Origin of the sequence: Variovorax sp. V116 (assembly GCF_041154435.1) — a bacterium.
In the GTDB taxonomy this organism is placed as follows: domain Bacteria; phylum Pseudomonadota; class Gammaproteobacteria; order Burkholderiales; family Burkholderiaceae_C; genus Variovorax; species Variovorax paradoxus.
The window spans coordinates 389815-415611 of record NZ_AP028662.1; the positions used below are offsets into that span (position 1 = coordinate 389815).

Here is a 25797-nt window from a genome sequence, read left to right on the forward strand (position 1 = left end):
ATGCCATCATTAAGGCCCTTGGGTCCTATTCGAAATCCCTGATGAGCCGCATCGACACACTCATGGCCCGGATGACGCTGGCCGAAAAGCTGGGTCAACTGACGATGACTGCCTCCAGCTACACGGTCACCGGACCGGTGCTCGCGGGGGACTCCACGCAGTCGATCATCGACGGCAGCGTCGGCAATCTGCTGAACATGGTGGGCGCCGGCCCCACGCACGAGATGCAGCGGCTGGCGGTCGAGAAGTCGCGGCTTGGCATTCCGCTCCTGATCGGCCTGGACATCATCCACGGCCATCGCACGCTCTTTCCGATTCCGCTGGCGGAGGCCGGCAGCTTCGACGAAGACCTCTGGGAGCGCACGGCGCGGGAAGCCGCGCGCGAAGGCGCCGCCGACGGCCTGGCGATGACCTTCGCGCCGATGCTCGACGTGTCGCGCGATCCGCGCTGGGGCCGCACCGCGGAAGGACCCGGCGAAGACCCTTGGCTGAACGCGCGCATCGCAGGGGCCAAGGTGCGCGGTTTCCAGGGCGCCGACCTGTCGTCGGCCGAATCGCTGGCCGCCTGCGCGAAGCATTTCGTCGCCTACGGCGCAGTCACCGCGGGGCGGGAGTACGCCGCGGTGGACATCTCCGAGCGCACCCTGCGCGAGGTGCATCTGCCGGGCTTCGAAGCGGCGGTGCGCGCCGGCGTCGCAACGCTGATGCCCGCGTTCACCGATCTCAACGGCGTGCCGATGACGGCGCACATCCCCCTGCTGCGCGACTGGCTGCGCGGCGAGATGGGCTGGGACGGCGTCATCGTCAGCGACTACAACGCGATCGCGGAGCTGATCAAGCACGGCGTCGCGGCCGATCTCGTCGATGCCGCGGTACTGGCGCTGAAGGCCGGCGTCGACATCGACATGATGGCCGACGCCTATCGCAAGGGCCTGCCGATCGCGCTCGCGCAGGGACGGGTGACGATCGAGGAGATCGACGCGAGCGTGCGCCGCGTGCTGCGGCTCAAGGAGCAGCTCGGCCTGTTCGACGACCCCTACCGCCGCGGCGCAACCCCGGAACCCGCGGCAGCCGTTGCCGAACGGCACACGGTGGCGCGCGACGCCGCGCGCAAGGCCATCGTCCTGCTGAAGAACGAGCGCGACACGCTGCCTTTGCCTGTGGCACCGAAGGCACTGTGCGTCATCGGCCCGCTGGCCGATGCAAGCACCGAGATGAAAGGCCCGTGGTGGGGCGCCGGCGAACACGAGCCGGCCGTCAGCGTGCTGGCCGGCCTGCGCGCCGCGCTGCCGCAGGCCGACATACGCCATGCGCCCGGCGTCGAAATCGAGGGCGGCGACGACAGCGGCATCGAAGCGGCCATCGCGCTGTGCGACGGCGCCGACGCGGTCGTGCTGTGCCTGGGCGAGCGCGCCACCATGAGCGGCGAGGCGGCGAGCCGCGCCACGCCCGCGCTTCCGGGCCGGCAACAGGCGCTGGCCGAAGCGGTGACGGCGCGCCCCCGCGCGCTCGGCATCCCTGTCGTCGCCATCTTGTTCTCGGGCCGGCCGCTCGTCGTCCCCTGGCTGGCTGAAAACGCCGATGCACTGCTGGCTGCGTGGTTCCTCGGCGTCGAGGCCGGCCATGCGATTGCCGACGTGCTCACGGGCCGGGTGTCGCCCAGCGGTCGCACGCCGATGAGCTGGCCGCGCGCTCTCGGGCAGGTGCCGATCCATTTCGGCCAGCGTCCCACCGGCCGGCCGATGAATCCCGCCGACCACTTCACGAGCAAGTACCTGGACGTGCCCAACACGCCGCTGTACGACTTCGGCCATGGCCTGACCTACGGCCGGTTCGACTACGACGCGCTCCAGGTCGAGCCGCGGCGCGTGCGCGAGCAGGACCTGCTTGAGATCAGCGTCAGCCTGCGCAACGTCGGCGTGCGCGAGGCCGAGGAGACGGTCTTCCTGTTCGTTCGCCACAAGCTGAGCCGCGTCACCCGGCCGCTGCTGGAGCTCAAGGGCTATGCAAAGCTGCGCTTGAAGCCGGGCGACGTTGGCTCGGTGAATCTGGCGTTGCCGGCGGCCGCGTTGCGCCACCTCGGGCCGGACCTGCAGCCCGTGTTCGAGCCGGGCGAAGTCGAGATCCTCGTCGGGCCGAGTGCCGAGCCATCAGGCTTGCTGCGCCAGACCATCGAGTTGTACTGAAACTCTGCGGATGTCGTCGACGACGTCAGCGAAGGTCCGGTTCCGGAGGTGGACCGGTCGTTCCGGAGAACGGCCCTCTGGACAGCGCCCGCGCGCGTTGCCACACTGCCCGCATGGCACTTTCTCACGCATCCTCCGGCCAGGTCGTGAACCTCGGCACGCTCGACGGGCAGGCGACGGAAACCTGCGCACTGCTGAAGGCCCGCGACATCGAGCTCATGTGGCTGGTGCTGCCGGCCGGCAAGCAGGTTCCGTCGCATGCCGTCTCGACCTCGATGACCTTGCAGTGCATGCGCGGCAAGGTTGAGGTGCAGCTGGACGGCGAGGCGAGGGTGCTTGAGGCCGACCAAGTTATTTATCTGGCGGGCGGCGTGCCGCACGGCCTGCATGCGCTGGAAGATGCCAGGCTGCTGATGACCGTCGTGCTGCCGGCCAGCCGCACCGACTGAGTCAGCAGCCCGCCGCGGCCAGCTGCGCCACCGCGTTCAGGTCGGGCGCCACGCCGATGCCCGGCTGCTCGCCCAGGCTGCAGCGGCCTTCCGTCACGCGCGACAGCGCTGGCGCAAGCGCAGTGCGCAGCGGATTGGGATTGGCGTCGATCTCGAGGATGCCGCTGCCGCCGGCTGCGGCCAGCAGATGGGCCGAATGCAGCAGGCCGATGCCGCCGCCCAGGTAGTGCGGACAGTAGCGCAGGCCCGCGGCTTGGCCGCGCGCGATCACGGGCCAGCAGCCCGAGATGCCGCCCCATTTGGCGCTGTCGGGCTGCAGCACCGAGAGCACGCCTTGCGCAATGGCGGCATCGAAGGCCGCGGGGCTCGCGATGTTCTCGCCGGCCGCGAGCGGAATGCCCGTGGCCTGCGACAGCTGCTGCCACTCGTGCCACGGCCGGTCGGCGCGCAGCGGCTCTTCGAGCCACCCGAGGTTGAAGGCCTCCAGCTGCGGCGCCATGGCGCGGGCCTCGTCCAGGCTCCAGGCCTGGTTGGCGTCGGTCATGAGCGGCAGGCCGGGGCCCAGCACCTCGCGCATCGCGGCGAGGTTCGCCAGGTCGCGCTCGCGGCCGAAGCCGATCTTGAGCTTGAACGCGCGGTAGCCTTCGGCGAGCCGCGCCGCCGCCAGGTCCTGCGGCCGATCGGGATTGATGCCGCTGGCATAGACGCCCACGCCGTCGTGCGCGCCGCCCAGGTAACGCCACAGCGGCTGGCCGGCGCGGCGTGCGCACAGGTCCCACAGCGCCAGGTCGATGCCCGCGATCACCTGCGCCATCGGGCCCGGCTCGCCGGACTGGATCGCGAGCACGGCGGTGCGCTGCGTCAGCCAGTCGAAGGCTTCGGCGGGGCCGTCGAAGGCGCGGCTCGCCAGCAGCGGCGCCATCACGCTGTCGACGAGCTTCGCGCGGTGCTCCGCGCCGCAGGAAGGAAAGTTGCACCAGACCTCGCCCCAGCCCGTGGCGCCGTCGCGGTCTTCCACGCGAACGAAGACGGCCGGCCGGTCATGCATGGTGCCGAACGAGGTGCGCACGGGCGTGGCGATCGGGCAGCGGAACACGAAGGCCTCGACGCGCGCGGCATGGACAGGGGAGAGGGGCAGCGGCTTCATGGTTTCAGGTTCATTTCGACGCGGATGGCATCGCCGCGGTAGGTGACGTCGGCCAGGTAGATCACGGTGTCCTCCGCGTCCTTGAAGATGCGGCGCACCTCGGCCACGGGCGCGTTCATCGGCAGCTTCAGCAGCCCGGCCACTTCCATGTCGGCCGTGCCGATGGTCAGCACCTGGTGCGCCTGGGCGATCTTCACGCTCTTCATCGCGATCAGCAGCGGGATCACGGTCCTGGTGCGGAACTTCTCGGGCGCCTTGCGGAAGATGCGTTCGTCCAGGTAGATGTTGATGACGCAGTAGGCGCGGCCGTCGCGGAAGTGCACGCGGCGCATGAAGGCGTAGCGCGCGGCGGGCTGCCCTTCGCCCGGCGCGAGTGGCGGGGAGGTCGCGGCCTCGTCGATGTTCATGATCTTCGGCTGCGTGTCCTCGTAGACGCGCGCGAGCTCGTCCAGGCTGGTGACCACGCTGATGAAGCGGTCGCGGTTGGGCTTGCCGGTGACGAAGGTCCCGCGGCCCTGCTGCGGCGACACCAGGCCCTCGCGCGCGAGCAGGTCGATGGCCTGGCGCACCGTGACCCGCGCCACGCCGAATTCCGCCGTCAGTTCCTCGAGCGAGGGCAGCCGGTGCTCGCGCGGCCAGATGCCGCGCGCGATGCGCTGGCGCAGCAGGTCCGCCAGCTGGTGGTAGCGCGGCATCGGACTGTCGAGAAACTTGGCGGACATGTTTTATCAATCAAACGTATGGTCTATAGTATGACAGATTGACAGAGACGGAAGCCTACGGGCCCAGTCCGCCAACGAGAGACAAACCGCCGATGAGAAGCTCCTCTTCCCCGCTGATGCGCGCGCTGCTGATCGTGGCGCCGTGGCTGTTGATCCTGGCGCTCTGGTACGCCATCCGCGCGAGCGGCCTGGTCAATCCCGCACTGGTGCCGGCGCCGCACATGGTGCTGGCCAAGTTCGTCGAGCTGTCGCGCGGCAGGCTGTGGGAAGACATCTACATGTCGACGCAGCGTGTCTTCGTCGGTGTGGCGCTGGGCGTGTCGCTGGCGGTGCCGGTGGGCTTCTGCCTTGGCTGGTACCAGGGCCTGCGCAGCTTCATGGATCCGGTCATCAACTTCTTCCGCGCGCTGCCGCCGATTGCGCTGATCCCGCTGGTGATCGTGTACTTCGGCATCGGCGAGGCGGCCAAGACCGCGATTCTTTTCTATGCCTCGTTCTTCGCGGGCGTGATCGTCATGTACGAGGGCATCGCGCAGATCAGCCCGATCTACATCAAGGTGGCGCGCACGCTGGGCGCCAGCGATGTGGAGATCTTCGGCAAGGTGATCGTGCCGCTGACCATTCCGCACATCCTCACGGCGGTGCGCGTGGCGCTCGGCGTGGCGTGGGCCACGCTGGTCGCGTCCGAGCTGATTGCGGCGCAGCAGGGCCTGGGGGCGCTGATCCAGAACGCCTCGTCGTTCTTCCAGCTCGACATCATCTACGTGGGCATCATCTGCATCGGCGTGATCGCGCTCGTCATGGACCTGCTGCTGCGCCTTGCGACGCGCCGGCTGGTGGCCTGGCAGGACCGCATCGCCTGAAGGAGGGCCGCTTCGCCATGACGCCACAGCAACCCATCCGCATCAGCTTCGACCATGTGTCGGTCGATTTTCCGACCGAGCATGGCCCCATGCGCGTGCTCGACGACGTGTCGTTCGACATCCGCAACGGCGAGTTCGTCTCGATCATCGGCCCCTCGGGCTGCGGCAAGACGACGATGATGAACATCGTCGGCGGCTTCGTCCAACCCACCAGCGGGCAGGTGCTGCTCGATGGAAAACCGGTGGCCGCGCCCGGGCCCGACCGCGGCGTGATCTTCCAGGAGTACGGCGTGTTCCCGTGGCTCACGGTGCGCCAGAACATCGAGTTCGGCCTGAAGCTCTCCGCGAACCGCGTGCCGGCCAGCGAGCGCGAGGAGATCGTGCAGCGCTACATGCAGCTGATGGGGCTGTCGGACTTTGCGGGGCATTTTCCCAAGCACCTGTCGGGCGGCATGCGCCAGCGGCTCGCGATTGCGCGGGCCTACGCGGTGCGGCCGGAGTTCCTGCTGATGGACGAGCCCTTCGGCGCGCTCGATGCGCAGACCCGCTCGGCCATGCAGGACCTGCTGCTGCAGGTGCTGCAGAGCGACGGCAAGACCGTGATGCTGATCACGCACTCGGTGGAAGAGGCGATCTATTTGTCCTCGCGCATCGTCGTGGTCACGGCGCGGCCGGCGCGCATCCGCACCGTGATCGACATTCCCTTCGGCTATCCGCGCGCGGAGAACCTGCACGAGGACCCGCGCTTCGCCGAGCTGCGCGCCCACATCCGCGAGCTCGTCATGCAGGAATACGCCGCGCAGGCCAGGCAGGCCGTGCGCATGTCGGACTAGCTGCTTTCACCACCCCGCCACAGGAGACACACCATGGCCCTTCGACGCAGACAACTGATCCAGGCCGCCGCCGCCGGCGCGGCCGCACTGGCCGGCGGCATGCCGGCCTTCGCCCACGCGCGGACCAAGGTCAAGGTGGGCTACCTGCACACCCCGGCCGTGGACGGCCACATCTGGATCGGGCAGGAGAGCGGCGCCTTTGCGAAGCAGGGGCTCGAACTGGAGATGATCCAGTTCACCACCGGCCTGGAGCTGTTCCAGGCCATGATCGGCGGCAGCCTGGACATGCTGTCCACCGGCGCCGTGGTGTCCAACTTTCCGGCGCGCGGCCAGGGCAAGGTGTTCCTGATGAACAACATCGAGTATGCGACGGCCCAGCTGTGGGTGCGCGAGGACGCCGGCATCAAGACCGTGGCCGACCTCAAGGGCAAGCAGATCTCCACCACCACGGGCACCACGGCGCACGTGTTCCTCGACCGCGCGCTGCGTTCGGGCACCTGGATCCGGCCAAGGACGTGAAGCTGGTCAACCAGCGCATGACCGAGGCCGTCACCTCCTTCATCTCCGGCGCGGTGCCCGCGGTGGCGCTGTGGGTGCCCTTCGATTCGGTGATCCGCCAGAAGCTGCCGAGCGCGCGCAAGCTGATCGATGCCTCGGCCTTCTTCCCCGAGGCCGCCATCATGGGCGGCTGGGCCGCGCGCAACGACTACTACGACAAGAACCGCGCGGTCATCGCCAAGCTGATCGCCGCATGGGCCGAAGTCAACGACGTGGTCACCGGCAAGCCCGACGCCGCGGCCGAGATGCTGCAGAAGACCCAGTACAAGGAAGTGCCGCTGGCGGACTTCAAGGAGCAGTTCAAGGCCTCCAAGTACTACACCACCGCCGAGTGGCGCACGCGCTACCAGGACGGCACGGTCACCAAGTGGCTGCAGCAGGTGACCGACTTCTTCGTTGCCAATGCCAACATCCAGGGCGCGCTGAAGGCCGAGCAGTACTTCGACGCCAAGCCCTTCCTGGAGACCGTCAAGGCATGACGGCGGGCGCCGGCGGCTACGACTACATCATCGTCGGCGCCGGTTCGGCCGGCTGCGTGCTGGCCAACCGCCTGAGCGCCGATGCACGCTGCCGCGTGCTGGTGCTCGAGGCGGGCGGGGAGGGCGGCGCCTTCTGGCTGCGCATGCCGATCGGCTACTTCCGCACCATCTACGATCCGCGCTATTCATGGCAGTTTGCCGTGGAGCCGCAGGAGGCCACGGGCAACCGCGCCATCGTGTGGCCGCGCGGCAAGGTGCTGGGCGGCTCCAGCGCGATCAACGGGCTCTTGTACATCCGCGGCCAGCATGCCGACTTCGACGACTGGGCCGCCGTGGCGGGCGCGACGGGCTGGAGCTTTCGCGAGGTGCTGCCGTACTTCAAGAGATCCGAGCGCTACCAGGGCGGCGAGAGCGAATACCACGGCGCCTCGGGCGAGCTGTGCGTCTCGGACCTGCGCAACGAACATCCCTACTGCGCCGCCTGGATCGAGGCGGGCGTGCAGGCCGGCCACGGCCGCAACCCGGACTTCAACGGCGCGCGCACCGAAGGCCTGGGCGCCTACCAGCTGACGCTGCGCGGCCACTGGCGCTGCGATGCGGCCACGGCCTTCCTGGCGCCGGTGCGCGCCCGGCCGAACCTCAGGGTGCTGACCGGCGTGCACGTGACGCGGGTGCTGATCGAGCAGGGCCGCGCGGTCGGCGTGGAATGGCTGCAGGACGGCGAGCTGCGCAACGCGCGCGCGGACACCGAGGTGCTGCTGGCCGCGGGCGCGCTGCAGTCGCCGCAGCTGCTGCAGCTGTCGGGCGTGGGCCCGGCCGGCCTGCTGCGCGCCCATGGCATCGCGGTGCAGGCCGATGCGCCGCAGGTCGGCGAGAACCTGCAGGACCACTACCAGGCGCGCGTGATCGTCAGGCTCAGGAAGCGCATGTCGCTGAACGACCAGGTGCGCAACCCGCTCGCGCTGGCCACCATGGGCGCGCAGTGGCTGTTCCGCCAGCGCGGCCCGCTCACGGTGGGCGCGGGGCAGGTCGGCGGCATGGTCTGCAGCCCGCATGCCGAGGGCGGCCGGCCCGACGTGCTGTTCAACGTGATGCCGCTGTCGGTCGACAAGCCCGGCGATCCGCTGCATCGCTTCTCGGGCTTCTCGGCCTCGGCCACCCAGTGCCGGCCGCTGTCGCGCGGCACGGTGCAGATCCGCTCGGCCGATCCGCTGGCGCCGCCGCGCATCGTTTCCAATTACCTGAGCGATCCGCACGACGCCAAGGTGCTGGTGGCGGGCCTCAGGATGCTGCGCGAGATCTACCGCCAGCCGGCCTTCCGCGACCTGGTGACGGACGACGAATACCTGCCGGGGCGCGAAGCCGCCGACGATGCCGCGCTCGAGGCCTTCGCGCGCCACAAGGGCGGCACCGTGTTTCATCCCGCGGGCACCTGCCGCATGGGTGGCGATGTGCGGTCGGTGGTGGACTCGCAGCTGCGCGTGCGCGGCATCGAGCGGCTGCGCGTGATCGACGCCGCCGTGATGCCGGCGATGGTGTCGACCAACACCAATGCTGCGTCGATCATGATTGCGGAGAAGGGGGCGGCGCTGGTGCGGGAGGCGCAAGGGGGCCAGCCGTGAGGCCGCCAGGCACAAATCACCGGATTCCGTGATTCCCAGAACTGCAGCCACATGTAACAGTTCGCGGCCTTAGGAAGCCACGCTGAGGTCCCTTGCGGGGCGCGCATTCCGCACTCGGTGCCGGCTTCGCAACGGACCCGAACCATGCCCTTCGCCCAGCGCCGGCGCCGCCCCTTGCGGCAGACACAAAAAATACATGTACTGACACTTTGTGTGCTGACCGCGGTGGCCCTGCCGGCGCAGGCGCAGATCGACCCGGGCGCGCTGGACCGGCAGAACCAGCTCATCGAGCGCCAGCAGCAGGAGCGGCTGCGCCAGGACCAGGAGCGTGCCTTGCCGCAGCGCCCGCCGCCGGGCGGCACCGACCTGAGGTCCATCGAGCCGAAGGTGTCGGTGCCCGACCTTGGCGCGCCGTGCCGCGACATCCGCGAGATCCGCATCGGCGGCGCGAGCCGGCTGCCCGAGGACGTTCGCGCCGCCATCACGCGCGACTACGCGGGCCGCTGCCTCGGCGCAGCGGAGCTCGAAGCCGTGCTGGCGGCGCTCACCAAGAGCTACATCGACCGCGGCTTCATCACCACGCGCGCCTACCTGCCCGCGCAGGACCTGCGCGGCGGCGTGCTCGAGATCGCGGTGGTGGAGGGCCGCATCGAGCGTTTCGAACTGCAGCAGACGGGCCGCAGCGCCGGCGCGGTGTCGATCCGCGGCGCCTTTGCGGCAAGCCCCGGCGACCTGCTGAACCTGCGTGACCTGGAGCAGGGCATCGACCAGCTCAACAGCCTGTCCTCGAACGAGGCCACGCTGGACGTGCAGCCCGGCAGCCAGCCCGGCCGCAGCGTGGTGGTGGTGCGCAACAAGGCGCGCCTGCCGGTGCATCTGTTCACGAGCTACGACAACACCGGCACGCCGGCCACGGGTGAGAAGAGCGCTTCGGCCACGCTCAGCCTCGACGGCCTGCTGGGCTTCAACGAGCTGATCGCGATCACGCGCCGCCAGTCGGTGCCGCACGACCGCGAGCACAACTCGGCCATGACGGCGCTGCGCGCCTCGGTGCCCTTCGGCTACAGCACCTTCAGCCTCGACGCGAGCGAAAGCGCCTACACCAACACGCTGGTGCTTCCGAGCGGCAGGAAGCTGGCTTCCGAAGGGCGCACCGCCACGCAGAGCCTTGGCGTCGACCACGTGGTGTACCGCGATCAGGCGAGCCGGTTGTCGATGTCGGCCCGGCTCGCGGTGCAGGACAGCCGCAACTTCCTGGGCGGCGAGTTCCTTTCGGTGAGCAGCCGCACGCTGAGCACGCTCGACCTCGGCGCCGCGGCCTTCACCCAGCTGGGCGGCGGCGTGCTGAACGCCCGCCTCGGCTTCGTGCGGGGCCTGTCGATCCTGGGCGCGCTCGAAGACCAGCCGGGGCTCTCCGACAAGCTGCCGCATGCCCAGTTCAGCAAGTTCACGCTCGACCTGGGCTACAGCCGCCGTTTCGAGGCCGGCGGCCAGCCGCTCGTGTGGTCGAGCCAGTTCAGCGGACAGCACAGCCGCGACACGCTGTACGGCTCGCAGCAGATCCTGGTGGGCGGCATCGCCTCGGTGCGCGGCTCGCTGCTCAACACGCTGAGCGGCGACAACGGCTACTACTGGCGCAACGAGCTCGCCTGGCCCTGGCAAACCGTGGCGGCTGGCGAGGCGCTGACGGGCCGCGTCTACGCCGGCTACGACTTCGGCCGCGTGAGCAACCGCGCGGACGGCGTGCCCTCGGGCTCGATGTCGGGCGCCACGCTCGGTGCCTCGCTGCTGTGGCGCGGGCTCAGTGTGGACGTTTTCGCTTCGCGCGCCCTCCACCTGCCGGCCCCCATGAAGCGCGAATCGACGCGCGTCGGGGTGCGCCTGTCCTATTCGCTCTGAACCCGCGCTGAAAGGCCTCTCATGAACCACATCTATCGCGTCGTCTGGAATGCCGCTTCCGGCTGCTGGGCCGCCGTCGCCGAAAGCGCACGCGGGCACGGCAAGGACAAGGCCAGCAAAAAGCGTTCGCGCCTGGCCGCGGCGGCGGTGCTTGCGGCCGCGCTGTCGGCTGCGCAGGCGCAGGTGCCTTCGGCCGTGCTCGCGCCCGGCGGCCAGGCCACCATCTACGTCTCGCCCAACGGCACGACGGTGGTCAACATCAATGCCGCCAATGCGGCCGGGCTGTCGCACAACCGCTATCAGCAGTTCAACGTGAACGCGAACGGCCTGGTGCTCAACAACACGACGAGCGCGCAGCAGATCAACTACCAGTCGCAGCTTGCCGGCCAGCTGCTGGCGAACTTCAACATAGTCGCGCCGGCGAACGTGATCCTCAACGAGGTGGTGAGCAACAACCGCAGCACGCTGGCCGGCTTCACCGAAGTGCTGGGCAACAAGGCCGACGTGGTGCTGGCCAATCCCTACGGCATCACCTGCTCGGGCTGCGGCTTCATCAACACCGACCGGGTGACGCTCTCGACCGGCGTGCCCTTCCTCGCCGCGAACGGCGCGCTCGGCGGCTTCAACGTCAACCAGGGCAACATCCTGGTGACGGGCAGCGGCCTCAATGCCACGGCGCAGCAGGTGCTGGACCTGGTGACGCGCTCGGTGCGGCTGGAGGCCGCCGTCAACGCGAAGGACCTGGGCATCTTCGCGGGGCCGAACCGCTGGGACTACGGCACGCGTGCCATCACCGGCAGCGCGGATGCGCTGGGCAGCGCACCGGCCTACGCCATCGACAGCTCGGCGCTGGGCGGCATGTACGCCAACCGCATCCGCCTGATGGCCACCGAAGCGGGCGTGGGCGTGCGCATGCTGGGCGACGCGGCGGCCAGCGCCGAGGACTTCACGCTCTCGGCGGCCGGCCGCATCGAGCTGCGCAACCGCCTGTCGGCGCAGCGCGACGTGCTGGTGGCGAGCAGCAGCGCCGATGCCGCGGCCATCGCGCTGGTCGATGCCACGCTGACGGCCGCGCGCGATGCCCGGCTGAGCGCGGCGCAGGGGGGCCTGGCGCTCGAGCGCGCCTCGCTCATTGCCGGCAATGACCTTGAGGCGAGCGCAGCGCGCATCGACGCGGGACAGGGCTCGCGCCTGCAGGCGGCCGGCGCGCTGGAGGCCCGCGCCACCGCGGGCGAGCTGGCCCTGGGCGCCGCGGCCGTGCGGGCCGGCGGCGACCTGCACCTGGCCGCGGCCGGCCTGCTCTCGACCGCGGCCGGCGACGGCCAGGGCGTGCAGAGCCTTGGTGGGCAGCTTGCCATCGAGGCCGGCCAGGGCATCGCCAATGCCGGCACGATCACGGCCGACCAGGGCAACGTCACGCTGCGCGCCAGCGGCCTGATCACCAACAGCGGCCAGGTCAACGCGGGCCGCAACCTCGACATCGCCGACGCTGCGGGCGGCGCGACACAGGCAGTCGACAACCGCGGCAGCCTGCTGGCGGGCCAGTCAATGGCAACGCACGCCGCGGCCATCGACAACAGCGGCTGGATGCAGGCCGGCAACGCCAACACGATCGAGGCCGCGAGCCTGCGCAACAGCGGCAAGGTGATTGCGACCAGCGGAAGTGCCACGCTGCACCTGGCGGACACGCTCGCCAACACAGGCAGCGTGCGCGCGGCCCAGGACGTCATCGTGGCCGGCCGCGAGGGCGCCGCGGCCGTGCAGAGGCTGGACAACGGCGGCGACCTGCTCGCCGGCCGCGCCATGGATCTGAACGCCGCCGCGCTGAGCAACCAGGGCGGCGGCTGGATCCAGGCGGCCACGGGTTCGGCCGTGCGCGCCGGCACGCTCGACAACGCTGGCACCTGGCTGCTGTCGCAGCAGGCCGGCGCCAGCGACCGCATGGACATCGCCGGCACGCTGCTCAACAGCGGCGTGGTGCAGTCCGCGGGCGAGCTTGCGGTCACGGCCGGCGCACTGGACAACCGCCGCGCCATCGCCGCCGCCGGGAATTTGGGCGCCGACGTTTCGGGCGGCATCCGCAACGCCGGCGGCGCCGTGCTGCAGGCAGGCGGCACGCTCTCGCTCGCGAGCGGCGGCGCCTTCGGCAATGCGGCGGGCGGCACGCTCATCGGCGCCAACGTCGCGCTGAGTTCGGCGCAGGGCCTGGACAATGCCGGCGTGGTGGACGCCACCAGCGGCGGCGCGGCCGTGCGCGTGGATGGCGCCATCGCCAACAGCGGAACCATCCACGCCACAAGCTCGCTCGGCATCGCGGACCGCAGCGGCGGTGCGGCCGAGGCGTTCGGCAACAGCGGCAAGCTGCTCTCGGACGGCAGCCTCTCGCTGGCCGCAGACAGCGTGCGCAACGAGTCCGCCGGATGGATCCAGGCCGCGGGCGGCAGCCGCGTCGACGCCGGCGCATTCGACAACGCGGGCACCTGGCTGCTGTCCACGCAAGGCGGCGCGGCGCCGAGCCAGGTGAACGTGGCGGGCCTGCTGGCCAACCGCGGCACGCTGCAGGCGCTGGGGGATGCGAGCTTCAGCGCGAGCCGCATCGACAACCAGGCAGGGGCCCTGCTGCGCACCGGCGGCCGGCTGCAGGCCAACGTCAGCGCGGCCGACGGCCTGGGCAACGCCGGCACCATGCAGGCCGGCAGCACGCTCGGCGTTTCGGGCACCGGCAGCACGCTCGCCAATGCGGGCCTGATGCTGGGCGACAGGCTGGCGATCTCGGTCGGCGAGATCTCGAACGCGGGCACGATCCAGGGCGGCAGCGCCGCGGACTCCAGCATCGCGGCCACGGGCAGCGTGGACAACCAGGCCGGCGCGACCCTCACGCTGGCCACCGCGAGCAGCGGCGGCGGCACGCTGTCCGGCCAGCGCATCGCCAACGCGGGCATGCTGCAGTCGCTGGGCGCGCTCACGCTCGGCGTCGGCAACGGCGGGCTCACGAGCCAGGCCGACGGCACGGCGGGGCACGGCGACATCGTGGCCAACGGCGCATTGACGCTGCAGGCCCTTGGCGCCAACAGCTACACCGCCACCGTCGGCGGCACGCTGCAAAGCGGCGGCCTGCTGCGCGTGGCTGGCGATGCGAATTCCACGCTGGCGCTGAACGGCAATGCGCTCGGCGATTCGATCGACGTGGACATCGGCAACGTGAGCGTCGGCGCGCGGGCGGCGATGGTGGCGCAGTACACGCTCGATCTCGACGCCGCCGCGCTGTCGCTGGCGGTCGAAGGCAGCGGCGCGGACGCCAGGACCGGCCGCATCCTTGCCGCGGTGGACACCGGCCGCCAGGGCAGGGGCACGGTCCGCGTCTCGAATGCCTTCACCAACGACGGCCTGCTGTTCTCGGCGCACGACCTCGAGGTGCAGGCGCCCTCGATCACGGTGGGCGCGACCGGCGCGATCTCGGCGCTCAACGACCTGGAGGTGCATGCCAACGGCGGTACGCTCGACCTCTCGGCCGCCACGCCCAACGCGCAGGCAGGCAACCTGAACAATGCAGGCCTGCTGTATGCGGGCCGCATGCTCACGGCCCAGGCCAACGGCACGCTCGTCAATACCGGCGACATCCACAGCGACGACAGCCTTTCGCTGCGCGCGAACACGCTGCTCAACAGCCGCATCATCGACGCGGGCAACGACATCGCGATCGTGGCGGCCACCCTGAAGAACGAGGTGCCGGGGCTCGAGCGCATCACCACGCGCGGCCCCGACAGCGCGCACACCGCGATCGCCTCGCGCGACGACGTCCACAAGGGCACCGCGGATGGCGGCAACAAGGACGAGGCCACGCTGTACCAGTACAGCTACACCACCACGCAGTCCTACTCGGAGCCGCCGCCGGAGGTCGCGCCGCAGATCACGGCCGGGCGCCACATGCAGCTGGCCTTCCACGAGGGCCGCAACATCGGCGGCACCATTTATGCCGGCGCGAGCATGAACCTGCAGGGCTTCTCCTACGACGCCGCGCAGGCGAACGGCGCGCTGCATACGGGCCTGGGCATCGTGGACGATGCGGGCCACGGCTTCCAGCTCGGCGGCGCGAAGTTCACCAACGACAACCTCGCGCTCACCACCACCACGCACGTCGTGCGCTACTCGCGCACGACAAAATACATAGCGCTCGGTCCCGAGATCGACTATAGAGACCGCCTGTGCGACCGCAACGGCACATGGGACGCAGTCTGCTACACCAGCGGCTACGAAGACAGCCCGCAGTCGTCCAGCGCCAACAACGTGCTGAGGGCGGGCCTGTACACCGCGAGCCTGCGCGGCTCGGGCTTCAGCCTCGTCAACAACGGCTCCACGGCGCAGGACGTGGGCAGCAACCAGAACCTCGACGGCGTGCGCGAAGCTGCGGCGCCCGCGTCGACCAACACACCGCGCACGGTCGGCCAAGGCGCGTTGCCCGGCAGCGCCGTCGGCCGGGGTCCCAGCATCGCCGCCGACGCTGTTGGCGCCGCGGCCTTTACCGGCAGCACGGGCACGCGCCCGCTGCCGGCCATGTCCTTCCTGGACGCCAATGCCGCCAACGGCGTGCGGGGCACCTCCTTCGGCGGCATCAACATCGCGTTGCCGGCCAACCCCAACGGCTACTTCGTGACCGCGCAGTCGCCGGGCGCGAGATACTTGGTGGAAAGCAATCCGCTCTACCTCGCGGGCACCGCCTCGGTCGGGTCGGACTACCTGACCCGCCTCCTGGGCTACGACGCCGACAAGCTGTCGATGCGGCTGGGCGATGCCAGCTACGAAGCCTGGCTGGTCAAGCAGCAGATCATCAAGCAGACGGGCAGTGCGGTGCTGGCAAGCTACCAGGGCGCGGACACGCAGATGAAGGGGCTGATGGAAAGCGCCGCCACGCAAAGCGGCTCGCTGGGCCTGGTCTACGGCAAGGCGCTCACGCCCGAGCAACAGGCTTCGCTCAGGCAGGACATCGTGTGGATGGTGCAGACCGAGATCGGCGGCAAGACCGTGCTCGCGCCGGTGGTCTACCTCGCCCAGGGCACCAGGAACAAGATCGCCAGCGGCGCCGTGATCTCGGCGCAGGACGCCGACCTCAGCCTCACATCGCTGACCAACACCGGCGGCACCATCGTGGGCGGCCGCTCGCTGGTGATCGCGTCGGCCGGCGACATCACCAACCTGTCGGGCCTGATCAAGGGCGGCAACGTGAGCCTCAGCTCGACGCAGGGCAGCATCGTCAACAAGACCGCCAGCGAGGGCGGCGGTGGCGAGCATTTCTACAACACGGTGCTCGGCAAGACCGCGGGCATCGAATCGACCGGCACGCTGGCGCTGGACGCGAAGAAGGACATTGCGAACCTGGGCGCCACCCTGAACGCCGGCACCGATGCGAGCCTGAAGGCCGGCGGCAACGTGACCTTCGACACCATCGAGAAGAAGGAAACGAGCAGCACCTTCTCGAACATCCAGGTCAAGCACGGCAGCGGCACCAAGGACAGCACCACGACGAGCATCACCCAGGTGAAGTCCGGCCTCACGGTCGGCGGCAACCTGGCGGCGCAGGCCGGCAACGACATCACGCTGGCCGGCACCGACGCCAAGGTCGGCGGCAATGCCGACCTGCAGGCTGGCAACAACCTCAACATCATCGCGCGAGAGAACACGACGACGACGCACACCGAGACCAAGGCGAGCGGCTTCGGCATGAACAGCTCGCTGTACGGCACCACAAAGACGACCGAGGATTCGCTGTCGGTGCGCAACGTGGGCAGCAGCCTCGAAGTGGGCGGCAACGCCAGCCTCGCCGCGAAGAACGACATCACCGTCCAGGGCTCGAACGTCGACGTCAAGGGCGACGGCAAGATCAGCGCCGCCAACGTCAACGTGCTCGCGGGCCGCAACTACGACGAGACCCACACCACGACCACGAACACGGGCGTGATGCAGGTCGGCGCCTCCGGCAAGGGTTCGGCCAGTGCCGCCGCGGCATCGAAGGCCGGCTCGGGGCGCGGGCTCGCCAATGCCTCGGCCGAGGCGTCGGCCGGCGCGGCAGGCAAGGGTGCCGCGGGCCTGGCCTTCAGCTCGACCACCACCACGACCACCGACACCACCGACCTGCGCCACGTCGGCTCGAACCTGAGCTTCGGCGGCAACCTCGCAGTGGATGCCTCGAAGGACCTCACGCTGCAGGGCTCGACCGTCAATGCCGGCGGCAACGCGGCGGTGAACGCGCAGAACGTGAACCTGCTTGCGGCGGAGGACAAGAAGACCTCCAGCACCAGCACGACCACCACCAAGATCGGGCTGATGGCCAGCACCGACAACAAGGCGCAGTCGGGCGTGGGCGCCGCGGCCTCGGCCGCCGGCGGCAAGGGCAACCCGAACGCAGGTGCCGATGCGCAGGCCGGTGCCTCGGCCACCAGCGAGAACCACCTGGACGTCTTCCAGCAGACCAAGAGCACCACGCGCACGCTCGACACCACGCACCAGGGCTCGGCCATCAACGCCAAGGGCAATCTGGATGTGACGGCGCGCGACGGCCTGACGCTCGAGGGTTCGACCATGAGCGCAGGCAGGGACATGACGCTTGCGGCAACCGACATGAGCTTCAAGGCGGTGGACGACGTGCACCAGGTGTCGACCACCAGCAGCAGCACCACCGCGGGCCTCTATGCATCGGGCAAGGCGCAGGCCGGCGCGAGCGCCGAAGCCGGCGTGGGCATCGGTGCCAAGGCGGGCGCCCAGGCCAATGCCTCGGCCACGGGCGAGGTGGGCCTGTATGGATCGAACACGAGCGCGAGTTCCGTTGAAGGCTCGACGACAGCCGTGACCTCCGGCCTCTCGGCCGGCAACAACATCACGCGCAAGGCGGCCAACAGCATCACCGACGTGGGCACGCGCATCGAGGGCGGCGGCAACCTCGACCAGTCGGCCAAGACCATCACCAGCCTGGCGGCGGCCGACACCACCTACGCCTCCTCGGAGAGCACGAGCCACACCGCCAAGCTCGGCGTCTACGGCGAGGCCTCGGCCAGCGTCTCGGCAGAAGGGCAGGTCGGGCCGGGCGCCAGCAAGCAGTCGATGAACGTCGGCGTCGGCGGCGGCGTGAAGGCGAGCTACGAGTACGGCAAGGAAGCGGCGCAGTCCAACAGCAGCACGGCGGTCGTCTCCACCATCAGGATGGGCGGCAGCGTGTCCAGCAGTTCCAGCGGCAAGACCACGCTCGAAGGCACGCAGATTGCGGCGGCGAAGGACGTCACTCTCGAGGCCGGCTCGCTCGACTACAAGGCGGCGCAGAACACGGGCAGCAGCAGTTCCAGTTCGACCAGCGCGGGCGGCTCGGTCAAGGCCGACATCGTCAACAAGGGCGGCAGCGCCGAAGTCAGCTACCAAGGCGAGAAGAGCAGGGAGAGCACCAGCACCGCAGTGGCCGGCGGCATCGCGAGCGGGGGCAATCTGACCATCAAGACGCAGGGCGACACGCGCCTGGAAGGCACCCACATCGCCGCAGGCGGCGCGGCCACCGTCGATGCAGGCGGCAAGCTCGACTTCGAGGCGGCAAAGAACACGGCCTCCTCCAGCAGCGAGCAGGTCGGCGTGGCAGCCGGCGTCACTGCGACCAAGAAGGGCGGCAGCGGCAGCGTGGACGTGAGCGTCGGCAAGTCGCGCAGCAGCCTCGACCAGGACGTGGCGGGCAGCATCTCGAGCGGCAGCGGACCGCTGACACTGCGCAGCGGCGGCGACGCCAGCTTCACCGGCACGGCCATCGCCAGCACTGCCGGCGACGTGACGGTGGCGGCCGGCGGCAACCTGGCGATGAACGCGGCGCGCACCATCGCCAGCAGCGAGTCGCTCAGCGTCGACGTCTCGGCGGCGGGCGGCGGCGGCAACAAGGAGAAGGTCATCGCCACGGGCAACACCTTCGTCGGCAGCACGCCGGCCGACAAGGGCACGGCCGTCAACCACCGCAGCGGCGCGGCCTCGCTCGGCGTCGGTTCCTCCAAGTCCGACAGCAACACCGCCACGGGCGGCGGCATCACGAGCGGCGGCGGGAAGATCAGCCTGTCCTCGGGCGGCAATACCTCGCTCGAGGGCACCCAGGTGGCGGCCGCCAACGGCGTGGCGGTCGATACCGGCGGCAGCTTCGAGACCAAGGCGGCCGTCAGCACCAGCAGCTCGCAGGTGGTGGGCTTCTCGGCCTCGGCCTCCGGCTCGACCATGACGCCTTCCAGCAAGACGGGCGCCAAGACGAATCCTCCGGCCGGAGCGCCTGCGCCTGCGCCGGCCCCGGCTCCTGCAATCACGGCACCGCCCGCGCCCGCGCCCGGCACTGGCAAGCCGCCGGCCACGCCGCCTCCCGCAACGCCCGGGTCCGGCAAGCCGCCGGCGGTTTCCCCTCCGCCCACGCCCGGCAGCAGCGGCAAGCCACCGGCCGTACCGCCGCCGCCCACGCCTGCGCCGAAGCCTCCCGCTTCTCCCTTCGAGCAGCAAAAGGGCGGCGGCATGGCGAACGTCTATATGGACAAGCAGAAGAACACCACCGTGCAGAACACCACGATCAGCGGCGGCGCGGGCGGCATCGTCGTCAACCAGGGCAAGTCCACGCCCGGCGCGCAGCAGATCAGCGCCAGCGTGCCGCTGCCCGCCGCCATGCCGCCGGGCAAGGCGCCCAAGGCCCTGACCAGCGACGGCAAGCCGCTGCCCGCATGGCTGAAGTTCGACCCCAAGACCGGCACCTTCCAGGGCAAGCCGCCGGCCGGCATCAAGGGCGAGCTCAAGGTCAACGTCAGCGTGCCGCAGGCCGATGGCACGACCAAGACGGTGCCGATGCGCTTCTCCGGCCAGTGAGACACGGAAGTTGTTGAGAGAATCCAGGCCCGCCCTGCCGCCGGCATGGCCCGATGAAAGAAGAACGCTTGTTGCTGAACGTCCTGATCGTCGATGACGACGAACCCGTGCGCTCGCGCCTGCAGCGCATCGTCTTGGAGGTGCACGGCCACGCGCTGTGCGTGCAAGCCGATTCGCTGGCGCAAGCACGGGCGCAGCTGGCCCTGCGGCGCTTCGATCTCGCGCTGGTCGACGTCGGCCTGCCAGACGGCAGCGGCATCGAGCTCGTGGAATGGATGCAAACGCATGCGCCGCAGACCGAGTCGGTGATCGTCTCCAGCCTTGGCGACGACGCGACCGTGCTGCGCGCCATTCGCGGCGGCGCCACCGGCTACCTGCTGAAGAACGGCGACGATGTGGAGCTGGAGCTCTCGCTGCGCAGCATGCAGCGCGGCGGCGCACCCATCGACCCCGTGATCGCGCGGCGCATCCTGCACCTGATGGCCACGCCGCCGGCCGGGCAGATGGTTAGGATGGCGGCCGCGCCGGCGGACGAGGGCCTGCTCAGCGAACGCGAGGTCGAAGTGCTCGAACTGGTGGCGCAGGGACAGAGCAATCGCGAGATCGCGCAAAGCCTGTTCATCTCGGTCAACACCGTCGAATGCCACGCCAAGAACATCTATCGCAAGCTCGCGGTGCACTCGCGCGCCGCGGCCGTCCACAGCGCCCGCGGACGCGGCCTGCTGCCCTGATCCCGCGCGGCCGCGTACTGCAGCAGCTGCTGGCGGGCCTGCTGTTCCTGTGCCTGCTTGCGGGCCTGGCGCCGGCCGCCGCGCTCGATGCGCCCGGCTTCGAACGCATCGAGGCCGCACGCGCCGACCCGGCGAGCCCCGACGCGCCACCGGCCGGGGGGTGGACCGCGGTCACGCTGCCCGACGCCTGGGCCGAGCGCTGGCCCGCGCACGATGGCGTGGTGTGGTATCGCCTGCGGTGGAATGAGCCCGCCACGGCCGGCGTGCCCGCGCCGCGGGGCCTCGCGATGGACTATTTCTCGATGGCCGGCGCGGTCTACCTCAATGGCGCGCTGCTGGCGCGCGACCCGCAGCTCGATGAGCCGCTGTCGCGCAGCTGGAACCATCCGCGCCACTGGCTGCTGAGCGCGCCGCTGCTGCGCCCCGGGCCCAACGAGCTGCTGGTGCGTGTCTCGGGCCTTGCGGCCTATGCCCCCGGTCTGGGCCCGGTGATGGTGGACAGCCCGGCCGCGGCCGACGCGCACTATCGGCATGAGCAGCTGATCCGCGAGTCGCTGCACATGCTCAGCCTGGGCATCACGCTCGCGATGGGCGTGCTCTACGGCCTGTTCTGGCTGCTGCGGCGCAACGAGACCTTCTACGGCTGGTTCAGCCTGTTCTCGCTGCTGTGGGTGCCGGTGGGCTACAACTACATCGCGCGGAGCACCTGGCCCTTCGGCAGCACCGACACCTACCAGGCCGTCAACATGTCCGCCCTGGTGCTGAGCACCGCCGCCTTCCTGATGTTCGCGCTGCGCTTCTGCGGGCTGCGGCGGCGCCGTGCGGTGCAGCTCATCGGCGGCGCCACCGGCCTGACCACGGCCGCGCTGTGGCTGGCGCCGCACGCGCTGCTGTCGCCGGTGCGCGGCGCCGCGGTGGTGGTGGCGCTGGCTACCTACACACTGAGTGCCTGGATCATCTGCCGCCATGCGCTGGCCTCGCCGCGCAAGCGCGAGGTGCAGGCGCTGGCGCTGTGCACCCTGCTGCCGCTGGCGGCCGGCACGCACGACGTGCTCGTGTTCCACGGCGTGCTGGCCACCAACCTCTACTACACGCCCTGGTCCTCCAGCGCGATGCTGGTGGGCATTTCCTTCGTGCTGACCTGGCGCTTCGTGGTCGGCATGCGCCTGGTCGAGCATTTCAACGACGAGCTGCGCCACCACGTGGAGGACGCCACACAGCGCCTGTCATCGGTGCTGCACCGCGAGCACGCCACCGAACTGCAGAACACACGGCTGGCCGAGCGCATGAACCTGGTGCGCGACCTGCACGACGGCCTGGGCATGACGCTCAGCGGCCACATCGCCTCGCTCGAAAACCGCGACGCGGCCGGGCCCGACACCGCGCTGTGGGCGCTCAGGGAAGTGCGCGACGACCTGCGCCTGATCATCGAGAGCTCGGCCCTGGACGACACCGACCGGCTGTCCGAACGGCTCGCCCCGCTGCGCCACCGCACGACGCGCGTGCTGGAGGCGGCCGGCATCGAATGCACCTGGGCGCTGCAAGGCCTGGACCAATGCCGCCTCGACGACCGGCGCGGGCTCGACTTCCTGCGGCTGCTGCAGGAAGCGCTGGCCAACGTGCTCAAGCACAGCCGCGCCTCGAAGGTCCGCATCGGCATCGAGGCCGCCGACGGACAGCTCTCGCTCGCGGTGGCCGACAACGGCAGCGGATTCACCGCCGGCCGCGACGGCCACGCCGGCATGGGCCTTCGCAACATGGAAGCGCGTTCGCGCCGGTTGAACGGCACGCTCGACATCCGGCCGACGCCGGGCGGGACCACGGTGGCGCTGCGCTTCCCGGTGGAGGTTCTGGAGGATGGAGTAAGGTAAAAAATATACGCAATGAGTATATTTTTCTAGGAATAATAAGCGCATAGCGTACATTTGAGGCATGAGCCAACAGCAAGACCTCCTGCGCGACGCGATGCGCCGCCTCAATCTCACGCGCGATGCGTTCTCGGAGCGGCTGGGCGTGCGCCGCCGCGCGCTCGACACCTGGCTGCTGCCGTCCGATTCGAGCGAGTCGCGCGCGATGCCGGAGATGGTCGGCAAGTTCGTTGCCGAGATTCTTCAGCGCGAGGCGCTCGACACCGGCGTCGGTTCGGTAGGCGCAGGTCAGCAGCGCCCGCTCGCCCAGCGCATCGCGGCTGAAGGCAAGCCGCAGCTGCTGTCGGTCGCGCAGTTCGACCGCGGCAGCCTCGAGGACCTGTTCCACGTGGCCGACGTGATGCAGCCGATCGCGCGCCGGCAGAAGGTCACGCGCATCCTCGAAGGCGCCGTGCTCGGCAGCCTGTTCTTCGAGGCCAGCACGCGCACGCGCGTGAGCTTCGGCGCCGCCTTCTGCCGGCTGGGCGGCACGGTGTGCGACACCACGGGCTTCACCTTCTCGTCGATGGCCAAGGGCGAGTCGATCTACGACACCAGCCGCGTGATGAGCGGCTATGTCGATGCGCTGGTGGTGCGCCATCCCGAGCAGGGCTCGGTGGCCGAGTTCGCGCGCGCCACCAACATCCCGGTCATCAATGCCGGCGACGGTCCCGGCGAACACCCGAGCCAGGCCATCCTCGACCTGTACACCATCCAGCGCGAGTTCTCGCGCATGGGCAAGCTGGTCGACGGCACGCACGTGGCGCTGGTCGGCGACCTCAAGTACGGCCGCACCGTGCATTCGCTGATCCGGCTGCTGGCGCTCTACCGCGGTCTCAAGTTCACGCTGATTGCGCCGCCCTCGCTGGAGATGCCGGCCTACCTGGTCGAGCTGGTCGCGCGCAACGGCCACGTTGTCGAGCAGACCTCCTCGCTGGCGCAGGGGCTGCGCGGCGCCGACGTGGTCTACGCCACGCGCGTGCAGAAGGAGCGGTTCGCGAACGGAGAAACGCTGGAGGGCTACACGCCCGAATTCCAGGTGTGCAAGGCCCTGGTGGACGCAGCCTGCAAGCCCGACACGATCCTGATGCATCCCTTGCCGCGCGACGGGCGCCCGGGCGCGAACGACCTGAGCGTGGACCTCAACCACGATCCGCGGCTGGCGATCTTCCGGCAGACCGACAACGGCATCCCGGTGCGCATGGCGATCTTCGCGGTGCTGATGGGCGTGGAGCAGCAGGTGGCGCGCTCGATGCGCGATGCCAGCTGGCGCTCGCCCGCGCACATCGGGCCCGACGATGCCGACTTCGACGGACTCGACTGAAACTACAAAGCACCTTTTCATGCGCCGGTGCATGGCGGCAGGGGTGCGCTCCTAGACTGGGTCTTCTGGCGCCCGGGGCGGGCGCCCCGAGGACCGTCGAATGAAGAACCACCTTTCCATGCAACCCCTGGCCGGCGTGCGCGTGCTCGACCTGTCGCGCGTGATGGCCGGCCCGCTGTGCGGCATGGCGCTGGCCGACCTGGGCGCCGACGTGATCAAGGTCGAGCATCCCGAACGCGGCGACGACACGCGCGACTGGGGCGTGCGCATCGGCCGCCACAACACCTCCTACTTCAACAGCTGCAACCGCAACAAGCGCTCCATCTGCGTCGACCTGCAGGACGAGGACGGCCAGGCGCTCGTGCGCGAGCTCGCGGCGCAGTGCGACGTGGTGATCCAGAACTTCAAGTACGGCGGCGCGCAGAAGATGGGCCTGGGCTACGAGGACTTGCGCAAGCTCAATCCCGGGATCATCTACTGCTCGATCTCGGGCTACTCGGTGCTGGGCCAGGAGAAGGCGCGGCCGGGCTACGACCTGGTGATCCAGGGCGAGACCGGCCTCATGGCGATGAACGGCGAGGAGGGCCAGGGGCCGCTCAAGTTCGGCATCGCCGCGGTCGACATGTTCACGGGCATGTATTCGGCCCAGGCGATCCTCGCGGTGCTGTACGAGCGCACGCGCACCGGAGAAGGCCGCCACATCCAGATGTCGCTCTACGACAGCGGCATGATGATCACGTCCTACTACGGCCTGACCGCCTGGCTCAACGAGGGCGATCCCGCGAAGTTCGGCAACTCGCATCCGTCCATCGTGCCCTACGGCGTGTTCGAGGCCGCGGACGGCCCGCTGGTGATCGCCGTCGGCAACAACAGCCAGTTCAGGAAGTTCTGCGACGAGGTGATTCTTTGCCCCGAGCTGCCGGCCGATCCGAAGTTCGCCACCAACACCGAGCGCGCGAAGCACCGCCACGAGCTGCTGCCGATCCTGCTCGGCCGCATCGCGCAGTTTTCGCGCGCCGACCTGCTCGCGCGCATGGACAAGGCCGGCATTCCGTGCGGCGAGGTGCTGGGCCTGTACGAGGCGCTGCAGTCCGACCGGACGGCGCAGGCCGGTGTCTGGCACCGGTTCGAGGACGCGGAAGCCGGCGCGCAGGCCGTCCATGCGCCGCCCTACGTCATCGACGGCGCGCGCTCGGATGTGCGCCATCCTCCGCCGCACCTGGGGGAGCACACGGCCGAGGTGCTGCGCGAACTGCTGGAGATGGGGGAGGGCCGGTTCGAATCGCTGGCGCGCAGGAGCGTGATCCGATGAAGCCGGCGATGCTGCAGCATCAAGGCGCTCAATGCTCCAGGTCGTCCCCGAAGTCCTCATCCAGGATGGTTTCGTAGTCCTGGCCGCCATAGAACACGCCGATGATGGACACCTGCTCGGCGTCCACGAAAAAGGCGATCACTGCGCGTTTTCTGTAGTTGATGATGCGCAGGCCGGGCCGCACATCGTCGCGCCTGGTGCCACGGTGGGGGAAGGCACGCAGGCCCTCGCAGTAGGTCACGATGGCCTCGGTGTACCGCGCAGCAATCTCGGGGGAAGCTGCGGCAGCGATGTAGCTGTACAAGGCCGCAAGCTGTTCCTCGGCCTCGGGAGAGAACGCGACGCGATAGCTCACCGCGCCTTGGCGTGTTCAGCGGCCAGGCGTGCGCGCACCTGGTCGGCCGTGACAGCGCGGGACGGATCGGCTTTCAATGCATCGTAGGCGGGGCCGACCTGGCGGTGCAGCCAGGTTTCGACGGCGCGATCACGCGCCAGGAGCGCTCGCAAGCCGTCGCGGATGACTTCGCTTTCGGTGGCGTACTCGCCAGCGCGCACCTTGGCTTTCACCACGTCGGCCATTTCGTTGGGCAGGGTGATGCTCAGTTGCTGCGTCGTGCGCATGGTGAACTCCCCGGTCAAAGCAGTAGGATTTAATCCTATCAAAAACAAGGGGAGTGATCAACTCTGGCCCGTAGGAGTGTCATTCGACAGGGGTTCCGCAGGCGCAGCGGCGTCTGGTTGTTCAGCGGACCCAGTGGCAGACGCGGTGGTGATGGTGCGCATTCCACTTGCACACCTTGTGCGCCCGATGGTGGGGCGCGGCGGAAGCGATCGTCGGTGCGAAGGCGGCCAGGGTGGCGAACGCAACGACGCCGGAGAGGACAAGCTGCTTGATCTTCATGA

General features: G+C 69.6%; 16 protein-coding genes and 1 pseudogene. 12 read left to right on the forward strand and 5 right to left on the reverse strand.

The window, feature by feature from the left end; all coding sequences use genetic code 11:
* Positions 1-41 precede the first annotated feature (41 nt).
* Positions 42-2186 (forward strand): glycoside hydrolase family 3 N-terminal domain-containing protein, encoded by a 2145-nt coding sequence (locus ACAM58_RS27835; protein ID WP_369664987.1) that lies wholly within the window; start codon positions 42-44, stop codon positions 2184-2186.
* A 113-nt stretch (positions 2187-2299) separates the two neighbouring features.
* A complete protein-coding gene (locus tag ACAM58_RS27840) occupies positions 2300-2635 on the forward strand; it encodes a cupin domain-containing protein (RefSeq protein ID WP_369664988.1) in 336 nt (111 codons plus the stop codon).
* A 1-nt stretch (position 2636) separates the two neighbouring features.
* Here the strand turns inward: ACAM58_RS27840 and ACAM58_RS27845 are convergent, their stop codons facing one another.
* Together ACAM58_RS27845 and ACAM58_RS27850 are read right to left on the reverse strand one after the other, a co-directional pair.
* Positions 2637-3782 (reverse strand): mandelate racemase/muconate lactonizing enzyme family protein, encoded by a 1146-nt coding sequence (locus ACAM58_RS27845; RefSeq protein ID WP_278880661.1) that lies wholly within the window; start codon positions 3780-3782, stop codon positions 2637-2639.
* Positions 3779-4504 carry a GntR family transcriptional regulator gene (locus ACAM58_RS27850; RefSeq protein ID WP_278880660.1) on the reverse strand — a complete coding sequence of 242 codons (726 nt, stop codon included), beginning with the start codon at positions 4502-4504 and terminating at the stop codon, positions 3779-3781. Before ACAM58_RS27850 ends, ACAM58_RS27845 begins: the two co-directional genes overlap by 4 nt.
* 92 nt (positions 4505-4596) lie before the next feature.
* Between ACAM58_RS27850 and ACAM58_RS27855 the strand changes: the two genes are divergently transcribed.
* From ACAM58_RS27855 to ACAM58_RS27900, 10 genes and pseudogenes are all read left to right on the forward strand, one after another.
* Positions 4597-5367, forward strand: coding sequence for an ABC transporter permease (locus tag ACAM58_RS27855; RefSeq protein ID WP_369664989.1), 771 nt, complete (start codon positions 4597-4599; stop codon positions 5365-5367).
* A gap of 17 nt (positions 5368-5384) precedes the next feature.
* A complete protein-coding gene (locus tag ACAM58_RS27860) occupies positions 5385-6200 on the forward strand; it encodes an ABC transporter ATP-binding protein (protein WP_278879931.1) in 816 nt (271 codons plus the stop codon).
* A 33-nt stretch (positions 6201-6233) separates the two neighbouring features.
* Positions 6234-7237, forward strand: a pseudogene (locus ACAM58_RS27865) (ABC transporter substrate-binding protein).
* Positions 7234-8859, forward strand: coding sequence for a GMC family oxidoreductase (locus ACAM58_RS27870; RefSeq protein WP_018907197.1), 1626 nt, complete (start codon positions 7234-7236; stop codon positions 8857-8859). Before ACAM58_RS27865 ends, ACAM58_RS27870 begins: the two are co-directional and overlap by 4 nt.
* Positions 8860-9072: 213 nt before the next feature.
* Positions 9073-10758, forward strand: coding sequence for a ShlB/FhaC/HecB family hemolysin secretion/activation protein (locus ACAM58_RS27875; RefSeq protein WP_018907198.1), 1686 nt, complete (start codon positions 9073-9075; stop codon positions 10756-10758).
* Between the two features lie 21 nt (positions 10759-10779).
* The gene (locus ACAM58_RS27880) at positions 10780-19620 is read left to right on the forward strand and encodes a hemagglutinin repeat-containing protein (protein WP_062364812.1); all 8841 of its coding nucleotides are present in this window, start codon (positions 10780-10782) and stop codon (positions 19618-19620) included.
* A 68-nt stretch (positions 19621-19688) separates the two neighbouring features.
* Positions 19689-20351 (forward strand): response regulator transcription factor, encoded by a 663-nt coding sequence (locus tag ACAM58_RS27885; protein WP_018907199.1) that lies wholly within the window; start codon positions 19689-19691, stop codon positions 20349-20351.
* The gene (locus ACAM58_RS27890) at positions 20261-22222 is read left to right on the forward strand and encodes an ATP-binding protein (RefSeq protein ID WP_062364811.1); all 1962 of its coding nucleotides are present in this window, start codon (positions 20261-20263) and stop codon (positions 22220-22222) included. Before ACAM58_RS27885 ends, ACAM58_RS27890 begins: the two co-directional genes overlap by 91 nt.
* A gap of 61 nt (positions 22223-22283) precedes the next feature.
* A complete protein-coding gene (locus tag ACAM58_RS27895; RefSeq protein WP_018907201.1) occupies positions 22284-23582 on the forward strand; it encodes an aspartate carbamoyltransferase in 1299 nt (432 codons plus the stop codon).
* A 100-nt stretch (positions 23583-23682) separates the two neighbouring features.
* Positions 23683-24894: a CaiB/BaiF CoA-transferase family protein gene (locus tag ACAM58_RS27900; protein WP_062364810.1), complete on the forward strand. Its 1212-nt coding sequence runs from the start codon at positions 23683-23685 to the stop codon at positions 24892-24894.
* 28 nt (positions 24895-24922) lie between these two features.
* Here the strand turns inward: ACAM58_RS27900 and ACAM58_RS27905 are convergent, their stop codons facing one another.
* The 3 genes from ACAM58_RS27905 to ACAM58_RS27915 all read right to left on the reverse strand — a co-directional run bounded on the left by ACAM58_RS27905 (position 24923) and on the right by ACAM58_RS27915 (position 25795).
* Positions 24923-25249, reverse strand: a complete 327-nt coding sequence (locus tag ACAM58_RS27905) for a type II toxin-antitoxin system RelE/ParE family toxin (protein WP_018907203.1) — start codon at positions 25247-25249, stop codon at positions 24923-24925.
* Entirely contained in the window at positions 25246-25515 is a 270-nt protein-coding gene (locus tag ACAM58_RS27910) for a type II toxin-antitoxin system ParD family antitoxin (protein WP_015865565.1), read from the reverse strand. Before ACAM58_RS27910 ends, ACAM58_RS27905 begins: the two co-directional genes overlap by 4 nt.
* 121 nt (positions 25516-25636) lie before the next feature.
* Positions 25637-25795, reverse strand: coding sequence for an HHHH-motif protein (locus ACAM58_RS27915; protein WP_018907205.1), 159 nt, complete (start codon positions 25793-25795; stop codon positions 25637-25639).
* Positions 25796-25797 lie beyond the last annotated feature (2 nt).